The following is a 24,161-nucleotide window of genomic DNA, read 5'->3' on the forward strand; positions in this document are numbered from 1 at the left end:
CCGCCGCTAATTATTAGGGCGGTGCAGTGCCGCTGCGCCTTCTGTGGATAGGTCAGGCCCTCATCCCTGCCCTTCTCCCACACGGGAGAAGGGTTCCCCGCGCCCTTTAATCGCGCTGCATACCCCCAATTTACGCCCCGGTACTGCCCCTCTCCTTCAGCGCCGCGACCAGACCTGACAGCCCATTGCGGACATGCTCGCGCAGGCGCTGGCTTGCCAGGGCGGCATCGCCGGCGGTCAATGCTGCAAGGATCTGCTCGTGCTCCTGGATCGCCATCTTCCAGCGCTTCGGCCAGAGGTTCGACGAATAGCGGGCACGGTCGACCCGCAGCGCCAGCAGCTCCCAGACCCAGAGCAGGACGGGATTGCCGGATAGCTCGACGATGCGGCGGTGGAAGGCCTTGTTGGCCTCGAAATAGCCGGGCAATTCGTCGCGCGTGTGATGCAGCAGCATCCGGTAATGCAGCATGCCGATCTCGGCGACCGCCTCGTCGCTGACGCGCGCCGCGGCGAGTTCCCCTGCCAGGCCCTCGATCGTCGAGACGACGTCGATCAGCGCCTCGATCTCGCTGACATCGAGTTCCGATACCACGGATGAATGGTTGGGCAGAGCGCGCAACAGGCCGTCCTGGGTCAGCGTCTTGATCGCCTCGCGAACCGGCGTGCGCGAGACGCCGAGTTGCAGGCAGAGCTCACGCTCGTTGAGCTTGGAACCCGGCGCCAGCGCGCCCGTGACGATCAGGTTGCGCAGTTGCGCCACCGTGCTGCCGTGCAGCCTACCCTTGCGCCGGCCCGGCTCGGGCTGCGGCAGCTGGGCGAGAAGCGCTGCGAGTGGGGTCGTATCAGCCGGGCTATCCATGACGTTCTGTATATCGCGCCGCTGGCCCGGTGTCGAAAAATTCTTGCATACAAGAATTCACACACCTAGAACGGAGCGGCCGGGCAACCGGTCACCCCTTTCCGATTTCCGGGCAGCGCCATGAACATCGTCGACCTCTCCATGCCGATCGCGCCGCATTTCCGCTGGCCGGTGGAGCTTTCGATCAAGGGCGACATCGCGGCGGGCGACCAGTTCCGTGTGTCTAAGATCAACGGCCCCTGCCATGGCTTCTCGCATGTCGATGCCGCCGCGCATTTCGTCGCCGGCGCGCCGACGATCGAGAAGACGCCGCTCAGCCAGGTGGTCGGCCCCTGCCGCGTGCTCGATTTGAGCCAGCGGCCGGCCAACGAGCCGATCGGACCCGAGCACCTCGCCGCCGCTGATCGCGGCGGCGCCGATGGCGAGATCCTGCTGCTTGCAACCCAATGGAACGACCGGCGCGACTATCAGGACAAGAGCTTCTGGACGCAGGCTCCCTGGCTGACGCTGGAAGCGGCGCAATGGCTGGCGGAGCGCAAGCCGACCGCCGTCGCCTTCGACTTCCCGCAGGACTATCCGATCCGGCTGCTGCTCGAAGGCAAGGAAGTGCCCAAGCCGGAGCATGTGACGCATCACGTCCTGCTCAGCCACGGCGTCACGCTGATCGAATACGTCGTCAACACCAGCAAGCTGAAGGCGCCGCGCAACCTGTTCTCGGCGGCGCCGCTGCTGATCCCGAACGCCGACGGCGCCCCCGCCCGCATCTACGCCATCGAGGGCCTGGCCGTCTGACGGCCGCCGCCCCTGCCCCACCCAAACGAAAGCTTCCCTGGTGAATATCGAGAACCTGTTTGCGCTGAAGCCCAGCGCTCCCGACCGCGTGATCTCGGCAGCGCTGGTCGGCGCCGGCGAGTTCGGCGCGAGCTTCATCGGCCAGGCCCGGCGTGCGCCGCATATCGCGCCGCGCGTCGTCTGCGACCTTGATATCGGCCGCGCCCGCAAGGCGGCGCTCGCCGGCGGGCTGACCGAGGGCGAGATCATCGCCTGCCACAGCGCCGCCGAGGCCAAGGCGGCGCTCGACCGCGGGCTGGTCGCGCTGATCGGCGACGCCGCCCATCTCGAAGGGCTCCCCGTCGACGTCGTCGTCGAGGCGACCGGCGATCCGGAAGGCGCGGCGATGACCGCACTCGCGGCGATCGAAGCTGGCCGCCATCTCGTCATGGTGACCAAGGAGGCCGAGTGCATCATCGGCCCGATCCTGGCTCACCGCGCCAGGCAGAACGGCGTCGTGCATACCCCGGTCGACGGCGACCAGCCGAGCCTGCTGATCGGGCTGATCGGCTGGGCCCGCGTCCTCGGCTTGCCGATCGTAGCTGCCGGCAAGTCGAGCGAATCCGACTTCGTCTGGGATGCCGAGGCCGGCACGGTCACGGCCTGGGAGAAGGCGGTGCCGGCCGCCGATTTCGCCGCGGCCTTCGGCAAGCTCGGCAGCGACCCGCTCGCTTTGCTCGACGCCCGCGCCAGGCTGCCCTTCCCGCGCGCCACCGTGCCTGATCTCTGCGAGATGGGCATCGTCGCCAACCATACCGGACTGATGCCTGACATCGCGGCGATGCATGCACCGATCGCGCGCACCACCGAGTTGCCGAGCCTGTTCCGGCCGGCGGCCGAAGGCGGCTTGCTCTCGGCTAAGGGCCGTGTCGACATGTTCAACTGCCTGCGGCGACCGGACGAGCTCTCCTTCGCCGGCGGCGTCTTCGTCATCGCCGAGACGCCTGACATCGCCACCGGCAAGCTTTTTGCCGGCAAGGGCATTCCCTGCTCACCGGATGGCCGCTACGTCCTGCTTCACAATCCCGTGCATCTGCTCGGGGCGGAGGCGCCGATGTCGGCGCTCTCGGCCGCCCTGCTCGGCCAGTCGACCGGCGGCGCCGAGGTCCTGCCGCGCGTCGATCTGACGGCACGGGCGAGCCGCGATCTCGAGCCGGGCGAGACGCTGGTCATGGGCTATCGCCATATCATCGAGGGGCTGGAGCCGCAATTGACGCCGGCGCGGCCGCTCGGCCCGAGCGAGCCTGTGCCCTACTACCTCACCGCCGGCCGGCCCGTGGTGCGCAATGTGGCGCGCGGCGCTGTCGTGACCTGCGCCGACATTGCGCTCGATGAGAGCACGACCCTGGTTCGCCTGCGCCGCGAGCAGGACGCGCTGTTCAACCCGGGCGCGCTTTGACTTTGCGGCAACATTCTGTATGCAGCATACAATAATTGGCAATGACCAATCGCGAGCGGGCGACCGCCGGGAAACGATCGGGAGGCAGGGATGACGGGCTCGAGCGCCGGACCGGCCGGACATGGCCTGAAGTACGCCTCCCTTTCGCAGCGGGGCTAGGCCATGGTCGCAAGCCCGGACCAGCGCGCCCGCTTCCTCGCCTCCGGCGCCGATGACGACCTGCCGATCATCGACGCCCATCACCATTTCTTCGACCTCGCGCGCAATTATCACCCCTGGCTGAGCGACCATCCCGTCGCCTTCCGTTATGGCGACTACAGCGCGATCAAGCGCGACTTCATGCCGGCCGATTATCGCCGCGCCACAACCGGGCATCTCGTCTTCGGCAGCGTGCTGATGGAAGGCGAGTGGGACCCGCGCGATCCGATCGGCGAGATGCGCTGGGCCAGCGAAGCCGCGCGCGAGCACGGCCTGCCCAGCGCCGCGATCGGCCAGATCTGGCTCGACCGCGAGGATGTCGGCGAAGTCGTCGCGGCCTATCGCGACATGCCGTTGGTGCGCAGCGTCCGGCACAAGCCCAAGGCCGTCGTCCGTGAGGATCACCGCGCGGACTTCGCTGCGCCCGGCTCGATGCGCGATCGCACATGGCGCGAAGGCTATGCCCTGCTGGCGGGAGCAAGGCTCAGCTTCGACCTTCAGACCCCCTGGTGGCATCTCGACGAGGCAGCCGAGCTCGCACGCGATTTCCCGGCGACCACGATCATCCTGAACCATGCCGGCCTGCCGGCCGACCGCAGCGCCGAGGGGCTCGCCGCCTGGCGCGCGGCACTCGACCGGCTGGCGCGCGAACCCAATGTCGTCGCCAAGATTTCCGGCATCGGCGTGCCCGGGCAGGCGTGGACGCTTCAATTGCAGGCACCGGTGATCGAGGGCGTGATCTCCGCTTTTGGTGTCGAACGCTGCGCCTTCGCCAGCAACTTCCCGGTCGACAGCCTCTGCGCCTCCTTCGGCACGATCTTCGACGTGTTCAAGGCCGCGGTCCGCGAACGGCCGGCGGCGGAGCGCCTCGCACTGTTCCATGACAACGCCGCGCGCTGGTACGGGCTCGCGACCGCCAGAGGCCAATCATGAGACTGCGCGCACTGCTCCTGCGCCTGACCGAGGATGTGCTGATCGCCGGCTTCGTCGTGATGATCGCCATGGTCTTCGGCAATGTCGTGCTGCGTTACGGCTTCAGCTCCGGCATCATCTCGTCGGAGGAATTGTCGCGGCTGATCTTCGTCTGGCTGACCTTCGGCGGCGCCTTCCTGGTGGCGAAGGACGGCCAGCATCTCGGCATGACCACCATCGTCACCATGCTCGGCCGCAATGGCCGCTGGTGGTGCCGGCTCGCGGTCGAAGCGCTGTCGCTGCTCTGCATGGCGATGCTGATCGTCGGCTGCTGGCAGCAGGCTTCGATCAATATCGAGAACCACCAGCCGGTGACCGGCGTGCCCTTAGCCGTGACCTATCTCGCCGGTCTCGTCGGGGGGCTCGGCATCGGCGCGCTCAACCTGATCGCGCTGGTGCGGCTCCTCACCGGCCGCATGCCGGATGACGAACTGGTCGTCGGCGCGGAATCGGAAGAGCTGATCGCCTTCGAGAACCAGCAGGCCGCGGAGAAGCGGCCATGACCGTCTTCATTTTCCTGGGCTCGCTGATCGGGGCGATGGGCCTCGGCATGCCGATCGCGATGGCGCTCCTCGTCTGCGGTGTCGCGCTGATGCTGCAGCTCGACACCTTCGACTCGCAGATCCTGGCGCAGAACCTGATCGGCGGCGCCGATTCCTTTCCGCTGATGGCGGTGCCGTTCTTCATGCTCGCCGGCGAACTGATGAATGCCGGCGGCCTGTCGCGCCGGATCATCGCGCTGGCGGTGACGCTCGTCGGTCATGTCCGCGGCGGGCTCGGCTATGTCGCGGTGCTGGCGGCGCTGGTGATGGCGAGCATCTCCGGCTCGGCCGTTGCCGACACCGCCGCGCTCGCCGCGATCCTTTTGCCGATGATGCGCCAGGCCGGCTACAACCTGCCGCGCGCCGCCGGGCTGATCTCGGCCGGCGGCATCATCGCGCCGGTGATCCCGCCCTCGATCGGCTTCGTCGTCTTCGGCGTCGCAGCCGGCGTCTCGATCACCCGGCTCTTCCTCGCCGGCGTGGTGCCCGGCATCCTGATGGGGCTGGCGCTGATCGCCACCTGGTACATCGTCGCCCGCGACGAGCCGGCCGCCCGTGCGCGGCGCGCAAATATGCGCGAGATCGGCCAGGCCGTGCTCGACGGGCTCTGGGCGCTCGGCCTGCCGGTGCTGATCATCGGCGGCATGAAGGCCGGCGTCTTCACGCCGACCGAGGCTGCGGTGGTCGCTGCGGTCTATGCCGCCTTCGTCGGCGGCTTCATCTATCGCGAGCTGAAGTTCGAGCATCTGCGCCCGGCTCTGCTCGCGGCGCTGAAGACCTCGGCGGCGGTGATGTTCCTGGTCGCGGCAGCGATGGTCTCGGCCTGGCTGATCACCATCGCCGACATCCCCGCCCAGGTCTCGGCCCTGCTCGGCCCGCTGATCGAGTCCAAGACGCTGCTGATGCTGGCGATGATGTTCCTCGTCGTCATCGTCGGCACCGCGCTCGACTTCATCCCGACCGTGCTGATCCTGACGCCGGTGCTGATGCCGATCGTCAAGCAGGCTGGCATCGACCCGGTCTATTTTGGCGTGATGTTCATCATCAACAACGCCATCGGCCTTTTGACCCCGCCGGTCGGCACGGTGCTCAACGTCGTCTGCGCCGTCGGCCGCATCCCGATGGACAGGGTCATCCGCGGCGTCATGCCGTTCCTGCTGGCCCAGTTCGCCGTGCTGCTGCTGCTGATCCTCGTGCCCGAGATCGTCACCGTCCCGGCACGCTGGCTCTACGGGCGCTGACGCGCCCGCCCCGAAAACAAGAAAGGGAGGACAAGCTCATGACCATCACCCGCAGGACCGCCCTCACCGGCGCGAGCGCCGGCATCGCCCTCTTCGCCATCGGCCGCCCGGCCCTGGCGCAGGCGGTAAAGCTGCGCTTCGCCCATCCGCACCCGGAGGCCGACAGCTGGCACAAGGCGGCGCTGCTCTTCGCCGAGCAGGTCAAGGCCAAGAGCCAGGGCCGCTACGAGGTCCAGGTTTTCGCGAATGGCGCGCTCGGCTCGGACGCGCAGACGATCGGCGCGGTGCGCGGCGGCTCGCTCGACGTCTGCCTGACCGGCAATCCGTTCTTCACGGGCCTGGCGCCCAAGCTCAACGTGCTCGACCTGCCTTTCCTGATCCAGAGCCGCAAGCACGCGGCCGCGGTGATGGATGGGCCGATCGGCGACGGCCTGCGCAAGGAGCTCGAAGGCTCGAACCTCAAAGCGCTCGCGACCTGGGAGATCGGCTGGCGCAACCTGACCAACAATCGCCGCCCGGTCGCGACCGCCGCCGACCTCAGGGGCCTGAAGATCCGCACCACGCCGAACCCGGCCCATATCAAGGCGTTCCAGCTGCTCGGCGCGATCCCGACCCCGATGGCCTTCACCGAGCTCTTCACCGCGCTGGAAACCGGCACGGTCGATGGCCAGGAGAACCCGGTGACACTGATCCTCAACGCCAAGTTCAACGAGGTGCAAAAGCATCTCTCGCTGACGCGCCACGCCTTCACCACCGGCCCGCTCGTGATGAACAAGACCAAATTCGACGCGATGCCGGCCGACATCCAGCAGATGCTGCCGACCATCGCGGTGGAGATCGCCGGCATCCAGCGCCAGATGAACGAGGACACCGAAGGCTCGAGCCTGGCCGCGCTGAAGAAGGCCGGCATGCAGGCGGTCGAGACCCCCGACCGCGATTCCTTCGCCAAGATCGTCACCGCCGAGGTCGAGAAGGAGTTCGTCGGCAAGTACGGCAGCGAGACGCTGGAGGCGATCAAGAAGGCCGCGGCCTGAGGAGACCTGTCGCAAGGCGAGAGCGGCTGGGACATGCGCGGGATCCCCTCTCCCGGATGGGAGAGGGGTAGGGGTGAGGGACCGCCGCTGATTGCTGAAACGCAACGGCGCCGCTGCGACCTCTTGCCGGACAGGGCAGGCCCTCATCCCTGCCCTTCTCCCACACGGGAGAAGGGTTCCTCGCGCCTTCTATCTGCAGGCGAAGACGTGGATGGTCGGGACAAGCCCGACCATGACGCACAGGGTTCCGCCGGAAGGAGAGCAATTCTCCCTATCCTTCAGCATAGGAAGACAATTTTGGCATAGTCGCTGATCTCAAGAGAAAGTCCTTGGCTTTTTGTGCGGCGCCATGGCGCGGCGGCCGATGCGGACATAGCTCAGCCTCCACTGAGCAACCGCCCACCGAGGCCAGCCATGACGACCGCGCGCCAGCTTCATCTCGGGGCCTTCATGCGCCCCGTCAGCATCCATACCGGCGCCTGGCGCTATCCCGGCGCCTATCCCGATGCGAACTTCAATTTCGGCCACCTCAAGCGCTTCGCGCAGAAGCTCGAGGCTGGCAAGTTCGACGCCTTCTTCATGGCCGACCATCTCGCCGTGCTGAACATGCCGGTCGAAGCGTTGAAGCGCAGCCACACGGTGACCTCGTTCGAGCCGTTCACCCTGCTCTCGGCCCTCGCCGGCGCGACCGAGCGCATCGGCCTCGTCGCCACCGCCTCGACCACCTTCGACGCGCCCTATCACATCGCCCGGCGCTTCGCCTCGCTAGACCATATCAGCGGCGGCCGCGCCGGCTGGAACATCGTCACCACCTCGAACCCGGATGCCGCACTGAATTTCGGCCTCGACGCCCATGTCGACCATGGCGAGCGCTATGACCGGGCGCGCGAGTTCTACGATGTCGTCACCGGGCTATGGGATTCATTCGCCGACGACGCCTTCATCCGCGACCGTGACAGCGGCATTTATTTCGACCCGGATAAAATGCGGCGACTCGATCACAAGGGCGAGCATCTCTCGGTCCGCGGCCCGCTCAACATCGCAAGGCCACCGCAAGGCTGGCCGGTGATCGTCCAGGCCGGCGCCTCCGAACCCGGCCGCGAGCTCGCGGCCGAGACGGCGGAGGTCGTGTTCGCGGCGCATGGCACGCTCGCGGCGGGACAGGCCTTCTATGCCGATGTGAAGGGGCGAATGGAGGCGATCGGCCGGAACCCCGACCATCTCAAGATCCTGCCGGGGGTGCTGACTGTCGTCGGCGACAGCGTCGAGGAAGCCCGCGAGAAGCGGGCTCTGCTCGATTCCTTCGTCCATTACGACAGCGCCATCGCCTCACTCTCGATCGCGCTCGGCCACGACGCCACCGGCTTCGATCCGGATGCGCCGCTGCCCGAGATCCCGGACACCAACCAGAGCAAGAGCGGGCGCGAACGCACGATCGCGCTCGCCCGCCGCGAGAACCTGACCGTCCGCCAGCTCGCCCAGCGGCTCGGCGGCTATGGCGGGCTCGCTTTCGTCGGCACGCCGAAGACGATCGCCGACGAGATGGAGCAATGGCTCATCGAGCGCGGCAGCGACGGCTTCAACGTGATGTTCCCCTATCTGCCGGAGGGGCTCGACGACTTCGTCGACAAGGTCGTGCCCGAGCTGCAGCGACGCGGCCTGTTCCGCCGGGAGTATCAGGGGCCGACGCTGCGCGACCATCTCGGCCTGCCGCGGCCCGTCAACCGACACTTCGCCTGAACATTCCCCGGCGGGCCGCCACTGTGGACGATTGTACCGACTGTCATCAGATCTTTGAAAAGCCGTTTCATTGACCCGGGAGCGGCGATTGCGAACGATGTCAGGATCGAACCGCAGCGATGCGGGCCGGTCGCGGGATTTGCCGGAGCAGCTTGCACCGCGTCACCAAAGCTAAAAGCACCACGAGACTTTCGTGGGCTCCCAGTCTGGAGACGCATGATGATCTACGTGCTCTATTTCGCCACACGGCAACTGCGGCGGCTCTCCGCCTTCCTGCTCTGGACGCGCAGCTGCCCCCCGCCCTCCGATCGGCCATAACCCTCGCAAAATCCGCTCAGGCGGCGCATATCCAGCCTCGACTTTACGGAGGCAACGATGTTCCAGGCGGCGACGATCTCGGCCAGCGACAAGCCCGGCTTCTACAGGGAGCTCGTGCAGCAGCTCGAAGGCCTGCTGCATGGCGAGCGCGATGCGATCGCCAACGCCGCCAATCTCTCGGCGCTCCTCTACGACGCGATGCCGGCGCTGAACTGGGCCGGTTTCTACCTGATGCGCGGTGGCGAGCTCGTGCTCGGGCCGTTCCAGGGCAAGCCGGCCTGCGTGCGCATCCCGGTCGGGCGCGGTGTCTGCGGCACGGCGGTCGCCCGGCGCGAAACGATGCTGGTCGAGGACGTGCACGCCTTCCCCGGTCACATCGCCTGCGACGCCGCCTCGCGCTCGGAGCTGGTCGTGCCGCTGATCCGTGACGGCGAGGTCATCGGCGTGATCGATCTCGACAGCCCGGAGCCGGGCCGTTTCGACGCCGCCGACCAGCGTGGCATCGAGGCGATCGCCAGGCTCTATCTGGAAGCCAGTGACCGCTTCTGAGCAGTTAACTCTTCATTCCGTCCCAAAAACTTCCGTCATTCCGGCCGCAGCGAAGCGGAGCGCCGGAATCCATCGTAGAGCTCGACGCCCTTCGATGGATTCCGGAGCTGCGCCGCTTACGCGGCTTGTCCGGAATGACGGCGAGAGATTTCCTAATAATGAGCTTGAGTTCAGCCCACCCGGCGCGGATCGGGCTTGGTGCGGTTGGCGCCCTGGCGCTCCAGCATCCAGCCCGGATACTCCTTCAGCAGGGCGCTGACCGCGTCGAGCGTAGCCAGTTCATCGGCCGTGAACGTGATCTCGCTCGCTGCGATGTTCTCGTTGAGTTGCTCGATCCGCTTGGCTCCAACGATGACGCTTGTCACCGCCGGCTGGTGCAAGAGCCAGGCGAGTGCCACCTGCGCGACCGAGGCCTTGTGCACCTGCGCGATCGGGCGCATCGCATCGATGACATCATAGCCGCGCTCGCGATCGACCGGCGGGAAGTCGAAGCTGGCGCGCCGGCCCTCGCCGCCCTGCTCGTTGCGGCGATCGTATTTGCCGGAAAGCAGCCCGCCGGCGAGCGGGCTCCAGACCATCAGCCCGACCTTCTCGGAGAGCAGCATCGGGGCGATCTCGCGCTCAAGGTCGCGGCCGGCGATGGTGTAATAGGCCTGCAGCGAGGCGATGCGGGCGAGGTGCCGGCGTTCGGAGATGCCGAGCGCCTTGGCGACCTGCCAGGCCGCCCAGTTCGAGACGCCGACATAGCGCACCAGCCCCTGCCGAACGAGCGCGTCGAGCGCTTCCAGCGTCTCTTCCATCGGCGTGATGCTGTCGAAGGCATGGATCTGGTAGAGGTCGATATGGTCGAGCTGGAGCCGCTTCAGGCTGGCCTTGGCCTGTTCGAGGATGTGGTAGCGGCTGGCCCCGGAGCCGTTCGGCCCCTGCCCGATCCGGCCATAGACCTTGGTGGCGATCACCACCTCGTCGCGTGCGATCCCAAGATTGCGCAGGGCCTGGCCGGTGATCAGCTCGGAATTGCCCTCGGCGTAGACATTGGCGGTGTCGATGAAATTGATGCCGGCATCGAGCGCGGTCTTCACCAGCGCATCGGCCTCCTGCTGGTCGAGCCGGCCGATATTGCCCCAGATGCCGGCATCACCGCCTCCGAAGGTCATGGTGCCCAGGCACAGTTCGGAGACGAGCAGGCCGGTCTGGCCAAGCGTTTGATAGCGCATGACGTGTCTCTTTCGACGATTGGATTTTTTGACTGACGCGGCCGCGGCGGGATCGCCCATATGGCGTGGGGCGGCCTTCACATAGGATAGGAGCCCACCCCCGCAGCGCGCAACGCACCGGCGCTCACCGTTGCGTGATCAGCCGGCTACGATCAGTTCGCAGCGGGTGTCGCGGATCATTTGTGCAGTCGCAGGAGCCGGCTGTCGGTCCGTGACCAGTGTCGAGATTTCGCTGAGATGCGCCAGGCGCGACATCGCCACCCGGCTGAACTTGGTGTGGTCGGCGAGCAGCACCGAGCGCCGGGCATTGCGCAGCATGGTGCGCCCGACCACCGCCTCGTCGTCGCGGTATTCGAGCAGGTTCCCGGCCGCGTCGATGCCGCCGATGCTGGTCATGTGCAGGTCGCAGCGATAATTCTCGATGAAGGCAGCGGCGTGCATGCCACCACAGGCGCGGTTCGGCCCGAGCCAGTGGCCGCCGGTGATCAGGATCGAGATCTCCGGGCATTTATCGAGGATCGCCGCAGCGGCGGTACTGTTGGTGACGACACGCAAGCCGCGCGGGCGGCGCTCGGCGATCGCCTTGGCGAGCGCGTCCATGGTCGTGCCGGGCGTGATGAACAGCGAGCTGCCCGGCGTCACCAGCTCGGCGGCCGCCTGCGCCATCGCGGCCTTCTCGACTGCCGTCTCGACGACCCTCAGGCCATAATCGGTGTTCGCGGTCGAGAGGTTGGCGCTCGCCCCGCCATGGTGGCGACGCAGCAGGCCGCGATCGGCGAGGTCCTGCAGGTCGCGTCGCACGGTCTGCGGCGTAACGTTGAAGACGGAGACCATCTCCTCGATCGCGACATAGCCGCGCTTGCCGAGGATATCGAGGATGTCAGCGTGACGTTTGCTCAGCGGTTCCATTTCAGGCCTGCTTCAGAGCCGAACCCGGGTGGGTTGCATCAACCTATCGGCGAACCCGTCTCTACGATCACCCGCTCCTTACACGCAATGCGCGTTTGCGAAAATGGTGTTGCGAAAGTGAAAGCGTAGGGCATCATCGCCCGCGCCGCGCAACCGGATCCTGCCGGCACGACAAAGAACGAGATCCGGCGGGACGGAACATGCTCACCACGCGGCCAGGGAGCCGGCGGATACGCCGTGCGCGCCTTCTCAAGTTGATTGCTTTCACTGACGGGATTCCTCCGCGAAAGGCTGATCGCGCAAGCGCTTCCCTTCCCCCTTGTGGGGAAGGGTTGGAGATGGGGGTGGTGCCGCCTGGTGATCGTCGGCAGAAAGAGTCGCTCGGCAACAGCGATGTCGCCATCAGGCATTATCGATCGCTCCGGCTTTGCGACCCCCACCCCTGCCCCTCCCCACAAGGGGGAGGGGTTTCCCGCGCCTCATCCGAGCTCGCAGAGGAAGCCGGCAACGGATATCGGGCGTGAGCGGCTCCCGAATCCTCTGCGTCGGCAATCTCGTCCAGGACGAGGTTTTCCAGGTCGAAGCCCTGCCCTCGGCCGGCATCAAGACCGGCGTGCTTGGTTATGCCGAGCGCTTCGGCGGGCCGGCCGCGACCGCAGCGGTGGCGATCTGTCATCTCGGCGGCCGGGCCGCCTATTGGGGCCGTGTCGGCGCTGACGCTGCCGGCGAGACGGCACTGCGGCTGTTGCGCGGGCATGGCGTCGATTGCGACGGCGTCGCCATCCTGCCCGAAGGACGCACGCTCAGGGCAATCGTCCTGGTCGACAGGCGCGGCGAGCGTAGCATCGTCTCGAACCGGCGCAGCCTCTCGCAGGATGCGAGCGTCCTGCCGCAAGACGGCCTCGCAGAGGCCGGCGTCGTGCTGGCCGATACGCGCTGGCCGGGCGGTGCGGCTGTCGTGCTCGAGCGCGCTCATACCGCCGGCATTCCGAGCGTGCTCGACGTCGATGGCGGCACGCCGGAGGATAATCGCCGGCTGATCGCCAAGGCCGATCACATCGTGTTCTCGGCCGAGGGCCTGCGTGATTTCGCCGGCGACGGCCCAACCGAGGAACTGCTGCGGTGCTGCGCCGACGGCTCCGACAAGATCTTCGCCGTGACCCGCGGCACGGCCGGCAGCCTCTGGCTGATCGGCGGCGAACTGGTCAGCGTTCCCGCCTTCAAGGTCGCGGCGAAGGATACGACCGGCTGCGGCGACGTCTTCCATGGCGCCTATGCGCTCGGGCTTTGCGAAGGGCAGAGCCCGGTCGAGGCGGCGCGGCTGGCGGCGGCCGTCGCAGCGCTCAAGGCCGAGCGTGGCAATGGCTGGGACGGCATGCCCGACCGTGCCGCCGTCCAAGCTCTGCTGGCGAGTGGCGAAATCCACCCAAACTGAACCTGCGATCGATTGCGCATTGCAACACGACTTATATTGCAATGCGCGAAAACGATAATATCACTTGCGATAACGAAAACAGCATGCATTGATTGCGAACGTGATGCGGCGGGCTCAAACCCGCCCTGCCGGAGCCCGGAAGCCCGCCGCGCTTTCCGTTTCGAAGCCGTTTTCGAAGGTATGACCAATGGCATGCGCCTCGCTCGCTGAGCTGACCGACGACCTCAAGACGATCGGCGTCGATCTTTCCGGCCCCTCGCCCGATTTCAGCAAAAGCAAGCGACCCTCCGACGCGATGATCGACCGTTGGGCGCAGACGGCGGCGCTGGCCGAGCCGGAGACGCGCGCGGTGGCGATCTGGGCGATCCGCGAGGCCGCCCATGCCGCCGGCATCGTGCCGGCATCGATCCAGGAGCTCTATCTCGCCTGCGCCGCCGGCAAATGGTCGGGCAAGACGGTGCCGGCGATGAATCTGCGCGGCTGGAGCTATCACACCTGCCGCGCCGTCTTCCGCGCCGGCAAGGAGCTCGATTCCAAGCTCTTCATCTTCGAGCAGGCCGTGGGCGAAGCGCTCTACGCCCAGCAGCCGCCGCTGGAATACGCCGCCGCGGTGCTCGCGGCGGCGCTGCGCGAAGGCCATGTCGGCCCGGTCTTCCTGCAGGCCGACCACGACCAGATCAACGCCAAGGCCTATCTCGCCGATCCGAAGGCGGAAGTCGGCAAGCTCGAGACCATCATGCGCGAGCAGGTGGCGGCCGGCATGTACAGCATCGACATCGACGCCTCGACGGTGGTCGACCTGTCATTGCCGACGGTCGAGGACCAGCAGCGCGTCAACGCCGAGCTCACCGCGCATTTCACGCAGTTCGTCCGCGGCATCGAGCCCAAGGGCGTCTCGATCTCGCTCGGCGCCGAGATCGGCGAGGTCGGCCACGAGAACACTACGCCGGAGGAGCTGCGCGCCTTCATGAAGGTCTATCTGGCGGAGATGGCCAAGCGCGGCGCCAAGCTGCCGATCGTCAGCAAGATCTCGATCAATTCCGGCACCTATCATGGCGGCAAGGTGCTGCCGGACGGCACGCTCGCCGAGGTCAATGTCGACTACGATCTCCTGAAGACGATCTCGACGATCTGCCGCAAGGACTACAACATGGCGGGCGCGGTCCAGCACGGCGCCTCGACCCTGCCCGGCACGCAGCTCGCCAAGCTCCCTAAGGCGGAAGCGGTCGAGGTCCATCTCGCGCTCGGCTTCAACAACCTGATCTTCGACCACCCGGCCCTGCCGCAGGCGCTGAAGGACCAGATCCGGGACTACACCTTCGCCAATCACCTCTCCGAGAAGGGGGCGGGCGAGACCGATGCGCAGTTCTTCTACAATACCCGCAAGAAATCCTGGAAGGTGATGAAGCAACCATTCTGGGAGATGCCGAAGGAGGCCGAGAGCGCGATCATGGCCTCGCTCCAGGAGATGTTCCGCAACATGTTCACCTGGATGAATGTCGGCGGGACGAGCAGACTGGTCGACGAGAACACCACGCTGGTCAAGGTCGCACCGCCGGTGCCCGAGGCCCTGCGGAAAGCTCGCGCGGCCTGAAAACCTAAGCCTGTTCCGGCGCCCGCAACGACGGATGCGCCGCTGACCAAGAAGACTGCCAAAGGGACAACCAACGGGAGGAAACGCATATGGATCCGCATCGCAGGTCTTCCATGCTGCAGCTCGCCGCAATGGCGCTTGCCACGGTGGCGAGCCTGCCGACGCTCGCGCTCGCCCAGCAGAAGGAGGTTCGCTGGGGCCAGTGGAAGGGCACCGAGGTCGGCGAGAAGTTCATGGGCGAGCTCAAGGCCGCCTTCGAGAAGGACCATCCCGACATCAAGCTGACGCCGGTCGACTCGCCGTTCACCGGCTTCCACGACCGCGCCATCGTGCTGCACCAGGCCAAGAAGCTGCCGGACGTGCTGCTGGTCCAGGTCGACTGGGTCGCCGAATTCGCCGATCTCGGCATGATCGAACCGCTCGACGCGCGCATCGCCAAGGAGCCGGCGGCGTTCTTCTCGAACATCCCCGAGACCTTCCACGCCAAGTGGAAGGGCAAGCAGTACTACCTGCCGATCGAGAGCGGCGCGGTAGCGCTGTTCTGGAACACCGACCTGTTCAAGGCCGCCGGTCTCTCCGGCCCGCCCAAGACCTGGGACGAGTTCGCCGAGTACGCCCGCAAGCTGACCAATCCCGACAAGCGCCAGTTCGCGGTCACCGGCACGCTCCAGGCCGAGCCGCCGACCAACATGACCTACGACATCTACCCGCTGCTGCTGCAGGGCGGCGCGACGATCATGGATCCGGCGACGAGCAAGGCCGTGTTCAACAGTCCCGAAGGCGTCGCCGCGATCGAGTGGTACATCGAGCGGATGAACAAGGACAAAGTCTCGGTGCCGGGCGTGCTGAGCAATGGCGAGAAGGAGAAGCGCGCCAACTTCGCTTCGGGCAATGTCGCGATGATGTTCGAGGGGCCGTGGGGCGTCGCCATCCAGAAGCAGCTCAACCCGAATCTCAACTACGACATCGCGCCGCTGCCGAAGGGCAAGAGCACCGGCACCATGGTGCGCGGCTCGCTCAACACCATCAGCAGCCAGGCGCAGGACAAGGACGCGGCCTGGACCTTCATGAAATGGCTCTCGGGGCCGAAGGGCATCGAGATCTGGGCGAAGGGCACCGGCGGCTTTCCGGCCCGCACCGACGTCGCCAACCAGGACTGGTTCAAGGAGCGTAAGCTCTTCCAGGCCTTCGTCACGCAGATGGCGCAGCCCAATGCGCAGTCGCCGTTCCTGTCGATGCCTAACGCCGTGCAGATGAACAAGGTGATGACCACCGAGATCCAGAACGCGGTGCAGGGCAAGAAGACCGCCAAGCAGGCGCTGGATGATGCCGCGGCCGAATGGAACAAGGTCCTCGCCGGCGCGAAGTGACATCGAAGCACTCGTCGTCCCGGGCGACCGAAGGGAGACCCGGGACCCATGCCTGAGCCTTCAATTGCGAGGCTCGGGCATGGATCCCGGATCGGCGCGGCTACGCCGCTTGTCCGGGATGACCCGGATCATTCTGAGAGGCCGGCCACACCCCGCCGCCCCGCAACGATCGGCGAGACATGCTGCTGACGCTCAAACGCAAATACCGCGAGGAAGCCCTGGCCGCGTCCTTCCTGTGGCCGTCGCTGCTGATCCTCGTCGCATTGCTGATCTACCCGCTGATCGACGTGGTCCGCCTGAGCTTCCACGACAGCAACCTGCAGCGCGAGGTCTGGGTCGGATTCGGCAACTACATCGCGCTCGCCAACGACCCGCTGTTCTGGCGCGCCTTCTGGCAGACCGTGGTCTTCACCTTCTTCAGCGTTGTATTGCATCTGGTGATCGGCCTCGGCCTCGCGCTCCTGCTCAACATGAATCTCGACCCGGCCTTCCGCACCGTCGCGCGCGGCCTCCTGATCGTGCCGTGGCTGCTGGCGCCGACCGTCGCCGGCATGATCTGGGTGCTGATGCTGCAGCCCTTTGGCGTGCTCAACGGCCTGCTCGCCTCGCTCGGGGTGATCGACACCAACTTCACCATCTCCTGGCTCGGCGATCCCGCGACCGCGCTCGGCTCGGTGACGGCGATGAACGTCTGGCGCGCCTTCCCCTTCTTCATGGTGATGCTGCTCGCCGGCCTGCAGGCGATCTCGAAGCAACTCTACGAAGCCGCCGAGATCGACGGCGCCTCGCGGTTCCGGCAGTTCTGGCACATCACCCTGCCGCAGCTGCGCAGCGTCATCACCACGATCGTGCTGCTCGACTCGATCTGGACCTTCCGTGCCTTCGACCCGGTCTATGTGATGACCGGCGGCGGGCCGGCGCATGGCTCGGAAGTCCTGGCGACGGCGATCTATTTCGACGGCTTCCAGAAGCTGAAATTCGGCTACGCCTCGGCCGAGGCCGTGGTCATGTTCATCGTGCTCTTCATCGTGAGCGCCATTTATGTCCGCCGAACCATGAGCAATCAGCAATGACTGTCGCCCTGCCCGGCGCCGCAGCGCATCCACGCCCCTATCTCGGCAAGATCGGCATTCGCGGACGCGAGCGCCTGATCAACCTCGCCGCCTACCTCCTGCTCCTCGCCGCGATAGCAATCGTGTTCTTTCCGCTCGCCTGGATGCTGACGGTCTCGGTCAGGCCGAACATCGAGGTGATGCGGATGCCGCCGGAATGGCTGCCGCAGGTGTTCACGCTGGAGGGCTATCGCAAGATCTTCGCGAGCCCGCGCTATCTCGTCGTCTTCCTCAACACGATGGTGATCTCGCTGGTGGTGACGGCGCTCTCGCTGATCCTCGGGGCGATGGCGGCCTATGCTTTGGCGCGCTTCAAGTTCACCGGGCAGCGGGCGGTGCTGATGTTCCTGATCACCACGCAGATGTTCCCGCTGGTGCTGCTCTGCATCCCCTATTTCCGGATCTTCATCACGCTCGGGCTCTACGACACCCGGACATCACTGATCGTGGTCTATCTGACCTTCACCCTGCCCTTCTGCATCCTGATGCTGCGCAGCTACTTCATCAACATACCTCGCGACATCGAGGAGGCGGCGATGGTCGACGGCTGCTCGCGGCTCGGCGCGATCTTCAGGACGCTGGTGCCGATGTCCTATCCCGCCTTCATCGGCGCCGGGCTCTACACCTTCCTGCTCGCCTGGAACGAGTTCCTGTTCGCGGTGGTGCTGATCGAATCCTGGGAGAACCGGGTGCTGACCATGGCGATCTACAGCCTGATGGCCGAGTTCGTCACCGACTGGAACACGATGATGGCCTTCTCGGTGCTGGCGAGCCTGCCTTTGGTGATAGCCTTCATCTTCCTGCAGAAATTCATGGTGCAGGGCATGACCGCGGGGGCGCTGACGTCGTGAGGCGGCGCGTCAGCCGTTCCAGTTCGTCATGCGCAGTCTTTCCAGTGAGCACCAACAGATGAGACAAGCGCGGGGAACCCCTCTCCTGGAAGGAGAGGGGCAGGGGTGAGGTGTTCGGAGTGGAAACGTTGGCCTGAACCCAACCGCACGGTCAGGTCTCGCGGCGCTGGTCAAACGGCCTACACCTCACCCTGCCCTCTCCTTCCAGGAGAGGGTTCCCCGCGCCTCCATCGTTCAGGGCGAGCAATCGGCAACGTTCAGCCGACCGGCACGCTGAGCCCCGCCTTGACCCGGTCCATCGCGACGAAGGTCCGGAACTTGCGGATATTGGCGTCGGCGAAGAAGAGGCGGCGGGTCAGCGCCTCATAGGCCGTCATGCTCGGCACCAGCACGACCAGCATGAAATCGACCTCGCCAGTGACGTAGTAGCATTGCTGCACCTCGGGCGCGGCGAGGAAGGCGCGCTTGGCGGCGTCGATGTCCTTCGCGGTCTCGCTGACCAGCTCGATCTCGACGAAGATGGTGATCGGATGGCCGAGCGCCACCGGCTCGACGACCGCGACATTGGCCCGGATGACGCCGTCCTTCTCCATCCGGCGGATGCGGCGCTGCACGGCCGGCGCCGAGAGGTTGACCTTCTCGCCGATCACGCGCTGCGGCGTGGTGTTGTCCTGCTGCAGGATGGCGAGGATCGCCCGGTCGAAAGCGTCGAGGGCGGCAGCGGTCGGTTCGCTCAAGCACGGCTCCATGAAACAAACTTGCAAGCTCCAGGGACGATTGCAGCGCCTCTTTCGCAGCTCTTGCAATATCTCTTCACTTCGACACTCAGCGAGGCAAGCATGTTCCTGCTCAACCAGCTCCCGGACTTCCGCCAGCCGCTCCATCCGACCGATGCGGAAACGCTCGGCCCTGCCGGAGCCGACGCGATCGAACGGCACCTCGCCGCGCGGGCCGAGCATGTGCCGACACCGCTGCGGGCCCTGCCCGGCCTCGCAGCCGCGCTCGGCATTGGCGCACTGCACCTCAAGGATGAAGGCCAGCGGCTCGGCCTCGGCAGCTTCAAGGCGCTGGGCGGCGCCTATGCCGTCACGCGACTGGTGCTGGAAGCGGCAGCTGAGCGGCTCGGGCGCACCCTCGACGAAGCCGACATGACCTCCCCCGAGGTTCGCGCGGTGGCATCCGAGATGACCTTCGCCTGCGCCACCGACGGCAATCACGGCCGCTCGGTCGCACAGGGCGCGCAACTCGTCGGCGCGAAGTCCGTGATCTTCGTGCATGGCGGCGTCAGCGAACCGCGCGCCGCAGCGATCGCCCACTTCGGTGCCGAGATCGTGCGCGTCGACGGCACCTATGACGATTCCGTCGTCGAGGCCGCCCGTGTCGCCAATGAGCGCGGCTGGACGACCGTCTCCGACACGTCCTGGGACGGCTATGAGCGCATCCCAGGCCTCGTCATGCAGGGCTACACCGCGATCATCCGCGAAGCCTTGCGGCAATTGCCGGAGCCACCGACCCATGTCTTCGTCCAGGCCGGCGTCGGCGGCATCGCCGCGGCGATCGCGGCGCATCTATCGCTGCTGCTCGGCGAGAACAGGCCGCTCTTCACCGTGGTCGATCCGGCCCGCGCCGCCTGCCTGTTCGAGAGCGCCCGCAACGGACGGCCGACCAAGGTCGCCCATGGTGCGTCGACGGTGATGGCGATGCTGGAATGCTATGATCCCTCGCCGCTCGCCTGGCGCGTGCTGGCGCGATCCGCCGACGCCTTCATGACGGTCGACGATGCAGTCGCGGTCGAGGCGATGAACCGGCTGGCGCGCCCGGCCGGCGGCGACCCGGCGATCGTTGCTGGCGAAAGCGGCGCGGCCGGATTCGCCGGGCTGCTGGCAGCACTCCGCGATCCGCAGGCGCGCGCCGCGCTGAAGCTCGATACCTCCTCACGCGTCTTCGCCGTCGTCACCGAGGGCGCGACCGATCCGGAGCGCTATGCCGAGTTGGTCGGGCTGACGCCGGCCGAGGTCGCCGGGAAGGCTGCGTGATGTCCGGCAAACTGACCCTGCTCTACCAGAGCCATTCGCCCTATGCCCGCAAGGTGCTGGTCTGCGCTCACGAGCTCGGGCTCACCGAGCGTCTCGACGTGATCCACCACGAGACCAGTCCGACCAATCGCAACGACGCCGTATTTGCCTGGAACCCGCTCGGCAAGGTGCCGGTGCTGCTGACGCCCGATGCCGACGCGCTCTTCGATTCCGTGGTGATCTGCGACTATCTCGATCGGCTCGCCGGCGAAGGCTCGCTGATCCCGCGCGACGGGCCGGCACGCTACGAAGCCTTGCGGCTCCAGGCACTGGCACAGGGCCTGTGCGATGCCGGCATCGCCGTGCGCTGGGAAACGGAGCGTCGGCCGGAAGCCCTACGTTACCCGCCGCTCGCTGAAGGCCAGACGACCAAGCTCGTCGAGGCCTATGACTATCTCGAGGCGCAGGCCGAGCTCGACGGGCCGGTCACGGTCGGCCAGATCGGGCTCGCGACGGCCCTGGCCTGGCTCAGCTTTCGGCGCCTGCCGGATTTTCGTGCGCAGGCACCACGTCTCGCCGGCTGGTATGACCGCTTCAACCAGCGTCCTTCGATGCGCGCCACGCCCTATGAGGGCGAGACGCAGGATTGAACTCCCTATTCCATTTTCCCCGTCATTCCGGCTGGAGCGAAGCGGAACGCCGGAATCCATCGAAGAGCGTTGCGCTTTACGATGGATTCCGGAGCTGCGCGCCTTCGGCGCTTGTCCGGGATGACGGCCCGTTCGGTCGACGTCAGCCTTCGACCGGCACCATCGCCGCCACGAGCTGATCACTCACCCGCTCGCTTGCGGCCAGCCCCTCGGCGACACCGCGGCGGTCGGCCGCCGGGCGGTTCTGGCTCATCTTGCGCTTGCCTTCGAGCCGGGTGATCGGGATACGCAGGCCGACGATGCCGCGCAGTTGCGCCTGCACGAAGGCAGGCGGCGCATCATCGACCGCCCAGGGCTGCGCCCGCGTGCCCTCATGCAGATTGGTGAGGCGCGTGACCGCATCGAGCAGACGCTCGGGATCGTCGAAGAACTCGGCCGGGCCATAGGCGTGCACCGCCTGGTAATTCCAGGTCGGCACGACCTTGCCGGTCTCGCGCTTGGTCTCGTACCAGGACGGCGTGATGTAGGCGTCGGGCCCATTGAACAGAACCATGGCCTCGCCGACCGCCGCCTTCTGCCATTGCGGATTGGCGCGGGCGAGATGGCCATGGAGCACGCCGAATTCGCCCTCTTCCGCCGCCAGGATCAGCGGCAGCGGCGTCGCGAGCAGGCCCTCGGACGTGGCGGTGACGAGGGTGGCGAGCCGGCAGGCGCGCATCATCGCGTGGATTTCGGCGCGGTCGTCGATGCGGAAGGCCGGTGGCGTGTACATCGTAGGAGTCTCCTTGCGGTCGCCACCGTCATGCCGCTAATCTGGACTGCATGGAACAGCCAGTTTCTGGTAATATGACTGGACCAGTTGAGCGCGATGTTGGCGCCCAGCGCCGGGTCGTCGCCGCGATCAAGCGCGAGATCGCGGGCGGTGTCCACGCACCCGGCTCTCGGCTGCCCTCGACGCGCGCATTCGCGGCCGAATGGGGATTGTCGCGCACTACCGTCACCGCAGCCTTCGAACAACTGGCGGCAGAGGGTTATCTCGAAACCCGTCCCGGCGCGCGGGCTCGGGTCGCCGCCGGGCTGGCTCAGCCGGAACCAAGATCGGGAGGCCTGACCACAGCACGCCCCACTGAACTCTCCGCCTATGGCCGGCGGCTCGCGTCCGCCTCGCCTATCCCATGGACCCCACAGCCCTTCGTGCTCGATTTCCGCTATGGCGAGCTTGCTGGCGGCGATTTCCCGACGCTGGCCTGGCGGCGGGCGCTGGCGAACGCGGCAATGCGCCGGCCGGCCCGCTTGCGCTATGGCGACCCACGCGGCCTGCCGGAGCTACGCGCGGCGCTGCAAGGCTATCTCTGGCGCTCTCGTGGCCTGCACTGCGAGGCCGACGACATCGTCGTGGTCAATGGCTCCCAGCAGGGGCTCGATCTTTGCGCCAGGCTACTGATCGACCCGGGCGACCGCGTCGTCATCGAGGATCCCGCCTATCACCTGGCGCGGCAGGCCTTCCTGGCGGCCGGCGCCGAACTCGCGCCACAGCTCGTCGACCGCGGCGGCATGCAGACCGGCGGGCTGCCGCCGGCGCGGCTCGCTTTCGTCACCCCCTCGCATCAAATGCCGCTCGGCAGCATTCTCTCGGCCTCGCGCCGACAGGAGCTGCTCGCCTGGGCGGCCCGCAACGGCGCCTCCATCATTGAGGACGATTACGACGCCGAGTACCGTCATGATGCCGGCCCGGTGCCGCCGCTGCGCGCGCTCGACCGGGCCGGCAGCGTGATCTATCTCGGCACCGTCTCGAAGACGCTCTCGCCGACACTGCGGCTCGGCTATCTCGTGCTGCCGCCGGGCCTGCGCGAGGTCTTCGCCCGGGCGAAGCGCGTGACCGATCGGCACGCCCCCGAGCTGGAACAGGCGGCCCTTACCGAATTGATCGCGAATGGCGCCTATGAGCGGCATGTCCGCCGCGTCCGGCGCCGCAATGGCGAACGACGTGCCGCCCTGCTGAAGGCGCTGCGCGAGCGGCTGGGGAATCGCGTCAGCATCGCCGGCACCGATGCCGGGCTGCATATCCTCGCCTGGATCAACGGGCTGCCGCAATCGCGCGAAGCCGAGCTGACGGGGCGGGCCGCGGCCGCCTCGCTCGGCCTTTATGGGGTGAGCGGACTCTACGACCGACCTGATGACCCCAACCGTCGCGCCGGCCTCGTCATCGGCTACTCCGCACTCGACGAGGCGCAGATCGCCACCGGCATCGCGCGGCTGGATACGCTGCTGCGGCAGCTCGGCGCGTGACAGGATAAAGTGTCCAATTTTTGCGCTGAAACACTCCGTCATTCCGGCTGGAGCGAAGCGGAACGCCGGAATCCATCGTAGGGAACTGCGCTCTACGATGGATTCCGGAGCCGCGCGCCTTCGGCGCTTGTCCGGAATGACGGTGGTGGTTCTTCGTTAGTCCCGATAGACCGGCTCCTCGGCATCGAGCTGACGGCGGATCGAGGCCAAATGCAGGCGCGCCGATTCCGGATCGCCCTCGCGCATCTGGCGATAGGCAGCTTCGGCGATTTCCGGCTTCACCGGCAGGACCTCGCGGCCGGTCGAAAGCGCCAGCGCCTGCACCTCGCAGGCGCGCTCGAGATAATAGAGATCGTCCCAGGCCTCGGCGATGGTCGGGCCGAGCACCATGACGCCATGGTGTTTCATGAAGACGATGTCGGCCTCGCCGACAGCGCCGGCGATGCGGTCGCCCTCGCGTTCGTCGAGCGCAAGGCCGTTATAGTCGTGGTCGAACGCCGTGCGGCCGTAGAACTTCAGCGCCGTCTGCCCAGCGAAGATCAAGGGCTCGCCCTCGGTCATCGAGAGCGCGGTCGCATAGGGCATATGGGTGTGGAAAGCGACGCGGGCGCGCGGCAGGTTCTTGTGAACGCGGGCATGGATGTAGAAGGCGGTCGCCTCGGGCTGGCCTTCGCCGGCGACGACATTACCGTGAAAGTCGCAGATCAAGAGCTTCGAGGCGGTGAGCTCGCGAAAAGCCCAGCCATAGGGATTGACGATGAAGAGGTCGTCATAGCCCGGCACCAGCGCCGAGAAATGGTTACAGATGCCCTCCTCGAAGCCGTAGCGCGCCGCCATGCGGAAGCAGGCGGCAAGATCGCGCCGCGCCTCCCAGACCGCGTCGGAATCGAGGTTCGGCTGGTTCGGGCCGGCGGACGTTGCCGGCGCTGCGCCGGCTTTGAGGGAGTGTGCCATCGGAGCAGTCTAGGGCCGCATCGACGCCGGGCAAGCGGACCGTCCTGCGCCAGGCGAACAGGGCCGCGGTGACGGCCGCATG

At 66.7% G+C, this 24,161-nt stretch carries 22 protein-coding genes; 16 read left to right on the forward strand and 6 right to left on the reverse strand.

Annotated elements, in window-relative coordinates; genetic code table 11:
* Positions 1 to 130: 130 nt before the first annotated feature.
* A complete protein-coding gene (locus ACSQ24_RS14280) occupies positions 131 to 859 on the reverse strand; it encodes a GntR family transcriptional regulator (protein WP_436095313.1) in 729 nt (242 codons plus the stop codon).
* Positions 860 to 979: 120 nt separating this feature from the next.
* Here ACSQ24_RS14280 and ACSQ24_RS14285 point away from each other — a divergent pair, with 120 nt between their 5' ends.
* The 8 genes from ACSQ24_RS14285 to ACSQ24_RS14320 all read left to right on the forward strand — a co-directional run bounded on the left by ACSQ24_RS14285 (position 980) and on the right by ACSQ24_RS14320 (position 9,683).
* Positions 980 to 1,651: a cyclase family protein gene (locus ACSQ24_RS14285; RefSeq protein ID WP_436095314.1), complete on the forward strand. Its 672-nt coding sequence runs from the start codon at positions 980 to 982 to the stop codon at positions 1,649 to 1,651.
* Positions 1,652 to 1,691: 40 nt separating this feature from the next.
* Positions 1,692 to 3,089 (forward strand): flagellar biosynthesis protein FlgA, encoded by a 1,398-nt coding sequence (locus ACSQ24_RS14290; RefSeq protein WP_436095315.1) that lies wholly within the window; start codon positions 1,692 to 1,694, stop codon positions 3,087 to 3,089.
* Positions 3,090 to 3,251: 162 nt separating this feature from the next.
* Positions 3,252 to 4,220 carry an amidohydrolase family protein gene (locus ACSQ24_RS14295; RefSeq protein WP_436095316.1) on the forward strand — a complete coding sequence of 323 codons (969 nt, stop codon included), beginning with the start codon at positions 3,252 to 3,254 and terminating at the stop codon, positions 4,218 to 4,220.
* Entirely contained in the window at positions 4,217 to 4,762 is a 546-nt protein-coding gene (locus ACSQ24_RS14300; RefSeq protein WP_436095317.1) for a TRAP transporter small permease, read from the forward strand. The genes ACSQ24_RS14295 and ACSQ24_RS14300 overlap by 4 nt, the downstream gene beginning before the upstream one ends.
* Complete coding sequence (locus ACSQ24_RS14305) at positions 4,759 to 6,042, forward strand: TRAP transporter large permease subunit (protein ID WP_436095318.1); 1,284 nt, start codon at positions 4,759 to 4,761, stop codon at positions 6,040 to 6,042. Before ACSQ24_RS14300 ends, ACSQ24_RS14305 begins: the two co-directional genes overlap by 4 nt.
* A 38-nt stretch (positions 6,043 to 6,080) precedes the next feature.
* Positions 6,081 to 7,076 (forward strand): TRAP transporter substrate-binding protein, encoded by a 996-nt coding sequence (locus tag ACSQ24_RS14310; protein ID WP_436095319.1) that lies wholly within the window; start codon positions 6,081 to 6,083, stop codon positions 7,074 to 7,076.
* A gap of 414 nt (positions 7,077 to 7,490) precedes the next feature.
* Complete coding sequence (locus ACSQ24_RS14315; protein WP_436095320.1) at positions 7,491 to 8,816, forward strand: LLM class flavin-dependent oxidoreductase; 1,326 nt, start codon at positions 7,491 to 7,493, stop codon at positions 8,814 to 8,816.
* Positions 8,817 to 9,191: 375 nt separating this feature from the next.
* Positions 9,192 to 9,683, forward strand: coding sequence for a GAF domain-containing protein (locus ACSQ24_RS14320; protein ID WP_436095321.1), 492 nt, complete (start codon positions 9,192 to 9,194; stop codon positions 9,681 to 9,683).
* A gap of 170 nt (positions 9,684 to 9,853) precedes the next feature.
* Here ACSQ24_RS14320 and ACSQ24_RS14325 read toward each other — a convergent pair whose 3' ends face one another.
* On the reverse strand, positions 9,854 to 10,900 hold the full coding sequence (locus tag ACSQ24_RS14325) for an aldo/keto reductase (protein WP_436095322.1): 1,047 nt from the start codon (positions 10,898 to 10,900) through the stop codon (positions 9,854 to 9,856).
* Between the two features lie 138 nt (positions 10,901 to 11,038).
* Positions 11,039 to 11,809, reverse strand: coding sequence for a DeoR/GlpR family DNA-binding transcription regulator (locus tag ACSQ24_RS14330; RefSeq protein ID WP_436095323.1), 771 nt, complete (start codon positions 11,807 to 11,809; stop codon positions 11,039 to 11,041).
* Positions 11,810 to 12,329: 520 nt separating this feature from the next.
* On the opposite strand from ACSQ24_RS14330, the gene ACSQ24_RS14335 reads away from it, so the two are divergent.
* From ACSQ24_RS14335 to ACSQ24_RS14355, 5 genes are all read left to right on the forward strand, one after another.
* The gene (locus ACSQ24_RS14335; protein ID WP_436095324.1) at positions 12,330 to 13,244 is read left to right on the forward strand and encodes a PfkB family carbohydrate kinase; all 915 of its coding nucleotides are present in this window, start codon (positions 12,330 to 12,332) and stop codon (positions 13,242 to 13,244) included.
* 187 nt (positions 13,245 to 13,431) lie between these two features.
* Entirely contained in the window at positions 13,432 to 14,838 is a 1,407-nt protein-coding gene (locus ACSQ24_RS14340) for a hypothetical protein (RefSeq protein WP_436095325.1), read from the forward strand.
* Between the two features lie 113 nt (positions 14,839 to 14,951).
* Positions 14,952 to 16,208 (forward strand): ABC transporter substrate-binding protein, encoded by a 1,257-nt coding sequence (locus ACSQ24_RS14345; protein ID WP_436095326.1) that lies wholly within the window; start codon positions 14,952 to 14,954, stop codon positions 16,206 to 16,208.
* Positions 16,209 to 16,387: 179 nt separating this feature from the next.
* Positions 16,388 to 17,281, forward strand: coding sequence for a carbohydrate ABC transporter permease (locus ACSQ24_RS14350; RefSeq protein ID WP_436095327.1), 894 nt, complete (start codon positions 16,388 to 16,390; stop codon positions 17,279 to 17,281).
* Positions 17,278 to 18,171 carry a carbohydrate ABC transporter permease gene (locus ACSQ24_RS14355; RefSeq protein WP_436095328.1) on the forward strand — a complete coding sequence of 298 codons (894 nt, stop codon included), beginning with the start codon at positions 17,278 to 17,280 and terminating at the stop codon, positions 18,169 to 18,171. Before ACSQ24_RS14350 ends, ACSQ24_RS14355 begins: the two co-directional genes overlap by 4 nt.
* A gap of 257 nt (positions 18,172 to 18,428) precedes the next feature.
* Here the strand turns inward: ACSQ24_RS14355 and ACSQ24_RS14360 are convergent, their stop codons facing one another.
* Positions 18,429 to 18,908 carry an Lrp/AsnC family transcriptional regulator gene (locus ACSQ24_RS14360; protein WP_436095329.1) on the reverse strand — a complete coding sequence of 160 codons (480 nt, stop codon included), beginning with the start codon at positions 18,906 to 18,908 and terminating at the stop codon, positions 18,429 to 18,431.
* A gap of 102 nt (positions 18,909 to 19,010) precedes the next feature.
* Here ACSQ24_RS14360 and ACSQ24_RS14365 point away from each other — a divergent pair, with 102 nt between their 5' ends.
* Positions 19,011 to 20,207, forward strand: a complete 1,197-nt coding sequence (locus ACSQ24_RS14365) for a diaminopropionate ammonia-lyase (protein WP_436095330.1) — start codon at positions 19,011 to 19,013, stop codon at positions 20,205 to 20,207.
* Between the two features lie 11 nt (positions 20,208 to 20,218).
* Complete coding sequence (locus tag ACSQ24_RS14370; protein WP_436097893.1) at positions 20,219 to 20,836, forward strand: glutathione S-transferase family protein; 618 nt, start codon at positions 20,219 to 20,221, stop codon at positions 20,834 to 20,836.
* 142 nt (positions 20,837 to 20,978) lie between these two features.
* Here the strand turns inward: ACSQ24_RS14370 and ACSQ24_RS14375 are convergent, their stop codons facing one another.
* Positions 20,979 to 21,608: an FMN-binding negative transcriptional regulator gene (locus ACSQ24_RS14375; RefSeq protein ID WP_436095331.1), complete on the reverse strand. Its 630-nt coding sequence runs from the start codon at positions 21,606 to 21,608 to the stop codon at positions 20,979 to 20,981.
* Between the two features lie 74 nt (positions 21,609 to 21,682).
* Between ACSQ24_RS14375 and ACSQ24_RS14380 the strand changes: the two genes are divergently transcribed.
* Complete coding sequence (locus tag ACSQ24_RS14380; protein ID WP_436095332.1) at positions 21,683 to 23,125, forward strand: PLP-dependent aminotransferase family protein; 1,443 nt, start codon at positions 21,683 to 21,685, stop codon at positions 23,123 to 23,125.
* A 156-nt stretch (positions 23,126 to 23,281) separates the two neighbouring features.
* On the opposite strand, the gene ACSQ24_RS14385 is transcribed toward ACSQ24_RS14380, so the two are convergent.
* A complete protein-coding gene (locus ACSQ24_RS14385) occupies positions 23,282 to 24,079 on the reverse strand; it encodes an aldolase (RefSeq protein WP_436095333.1) in 798 nt (265 codons plus the stop codon).
* Positions 24,080 to 24,161: the final 82 nt, after the last annotated feature.

Source organism: Allobosea sp. LjRoot237 (assembly GCF_964253285.1).
Taxonomy (GTDB): Bacteria; Pseudomonadota; Alphaproteobacteria; order Rhizobiales; family Beijerinckiaceae; genus Allobosea.

What these genes read in the sequence shown, in the direction of transcription:
- ACSQ24_RS14310 (WP_436095319.1), top strand. Translation starts at nt 6,081, where the DNA reads ATGACCATCACCCGCAGGACCGCCCTCACCGGCGCGAGCGCCGGCATC.
- ACSQ24_RS14300 (WP_436095317.1), top strand. Translation starts at nt 4,217, where the DNA reads ATGAGACTGCGCGCACTGCTCCTGCGCCTGACCGAGGATGTGCTGATC.
- ACSQ24_RS14285 (WP_436095314.1), top strand. Translation starts at nt 980, where the DNA reads ATGAACATCGTCGACCTCTCCATGCCGATCGCGCCGCATTTCCGCTGG.
- ACSQ24_RS14280 (WP_436095313.1), bottom strand. Translation starts at nt 859, where the DNA reads ATGGATAGCCCGGCTGATACGACCCCACTCGCAGCGCTTCTCGCCCAG.
- ACSQ24_RS14385 (WP_436095333.1), bottom strand. Translation starts at nt 24,079, where the DNA reads ATGGCACACTCCCTCAAAGCCGGCGCAGCGCCGGCAACGTCCGCCGGC.
- ACSQ24_RS14380 (WP_436095332.1), top strand. Translation starts at nt 21,683, where the DNA reads ATGACTGGACCAGTTGAGCGCGATGTTGGCGCCCAGCGCCGGGTCGTC.
- ACSQ24_RS14365 (WP_436095330.1), top strand. Translation starts at nt 19,011, where the DNA reads ATGTTCCTGCTCAACCAGCTCCCGGACTTCCGCCAGCCGCTCCATCCG.
- ACSQ24_RS14320 (WP_436095321.1), top strand. Translation starts at nt 9,192, where the DNA reads ATGTTCCAGGCGGCGACGATCTCGGCCAGCGACAAGCCCGGCTTCTAC.
- ACSQ24_RS14345 (WP_436095326.1), top strand. Translation starts at nt 14,952, where the DNA reads ATGCTGCAGCTCGCCGCAATGGCGCTTGCCACGGTGGCGAGCCTGCCG.
- ACSQ24_RS14295 (WP_436095316.1), top strand. Translation starts at nt 3,252, where the DNA reads ATGGTCGCAAGCCCGGACCAGCGCGCCCGCTTCCTCGCCTCCGGCGCC.
- ACSQ24_RS14330 (WP_436095323.1), bottom strand. Translation starts at nt 11,809, where the DNA reads ATGGAACCGCTGAGCAAACGTCACGCTGACATCCTCGATATCCTCGGC.
- ACSQ24_RS14315 (WP_436095320.1), top strand. Translation starts at nt 7,491, where the DNA reads ATGACGACCGCGCGCCAGCTTCATCTCGGGGCCTTCATGCGCCCCGTC.
- ACSQ24_RS14355 (WP_436095328.1), top strand. Translation starts at nt 17,278, where the DNA reads ATGACTGTCGCCCTGCCCGGCGCCGCAGCGCATCCACGCCCCTATCTC.
- ACSQ24_RS14350 (WP_436095327.1), top strand. Translation starts at nt 16,388, where the DNA reads ATGCTGCTGACGCTCAAACGCAAATACCGCGAGGAAGCCCTGGCCGCG.
- ACSQ24_RS14305 (WP_436095318.1), top strand. Translation starts at nt 4,759, where the DNA reads ATGACCGTCTTCATTTTCCTGGGCTCGCTGATCGGGGCGATGGGCCTC.
- ACSQ24_RS14375 (WP_436095331.1), bottom strand. Translation starts at nt 21,608, where the DNA reads ATGTACACGCCACCGGCCTTCCGCATCGACGACCGCGCCGAAATCCAC.
- ACSQ24_RS14325 (WP_436095322.1), bottom strand. Translation starts at nt 10,900, where the DNA reads ATGCGCTATCAAACGCTTGGCCAGACCGGCCTGCTCGTCTCCGAACTG.
- ACSQ24_RS14340 (WP_436095325.1), top strand. Translation starts at nt 13,432, where the DNA reads ATGGCATGCGCCTCGCTCGCTGAGCTGACCGACGACCTCAAGACGATC.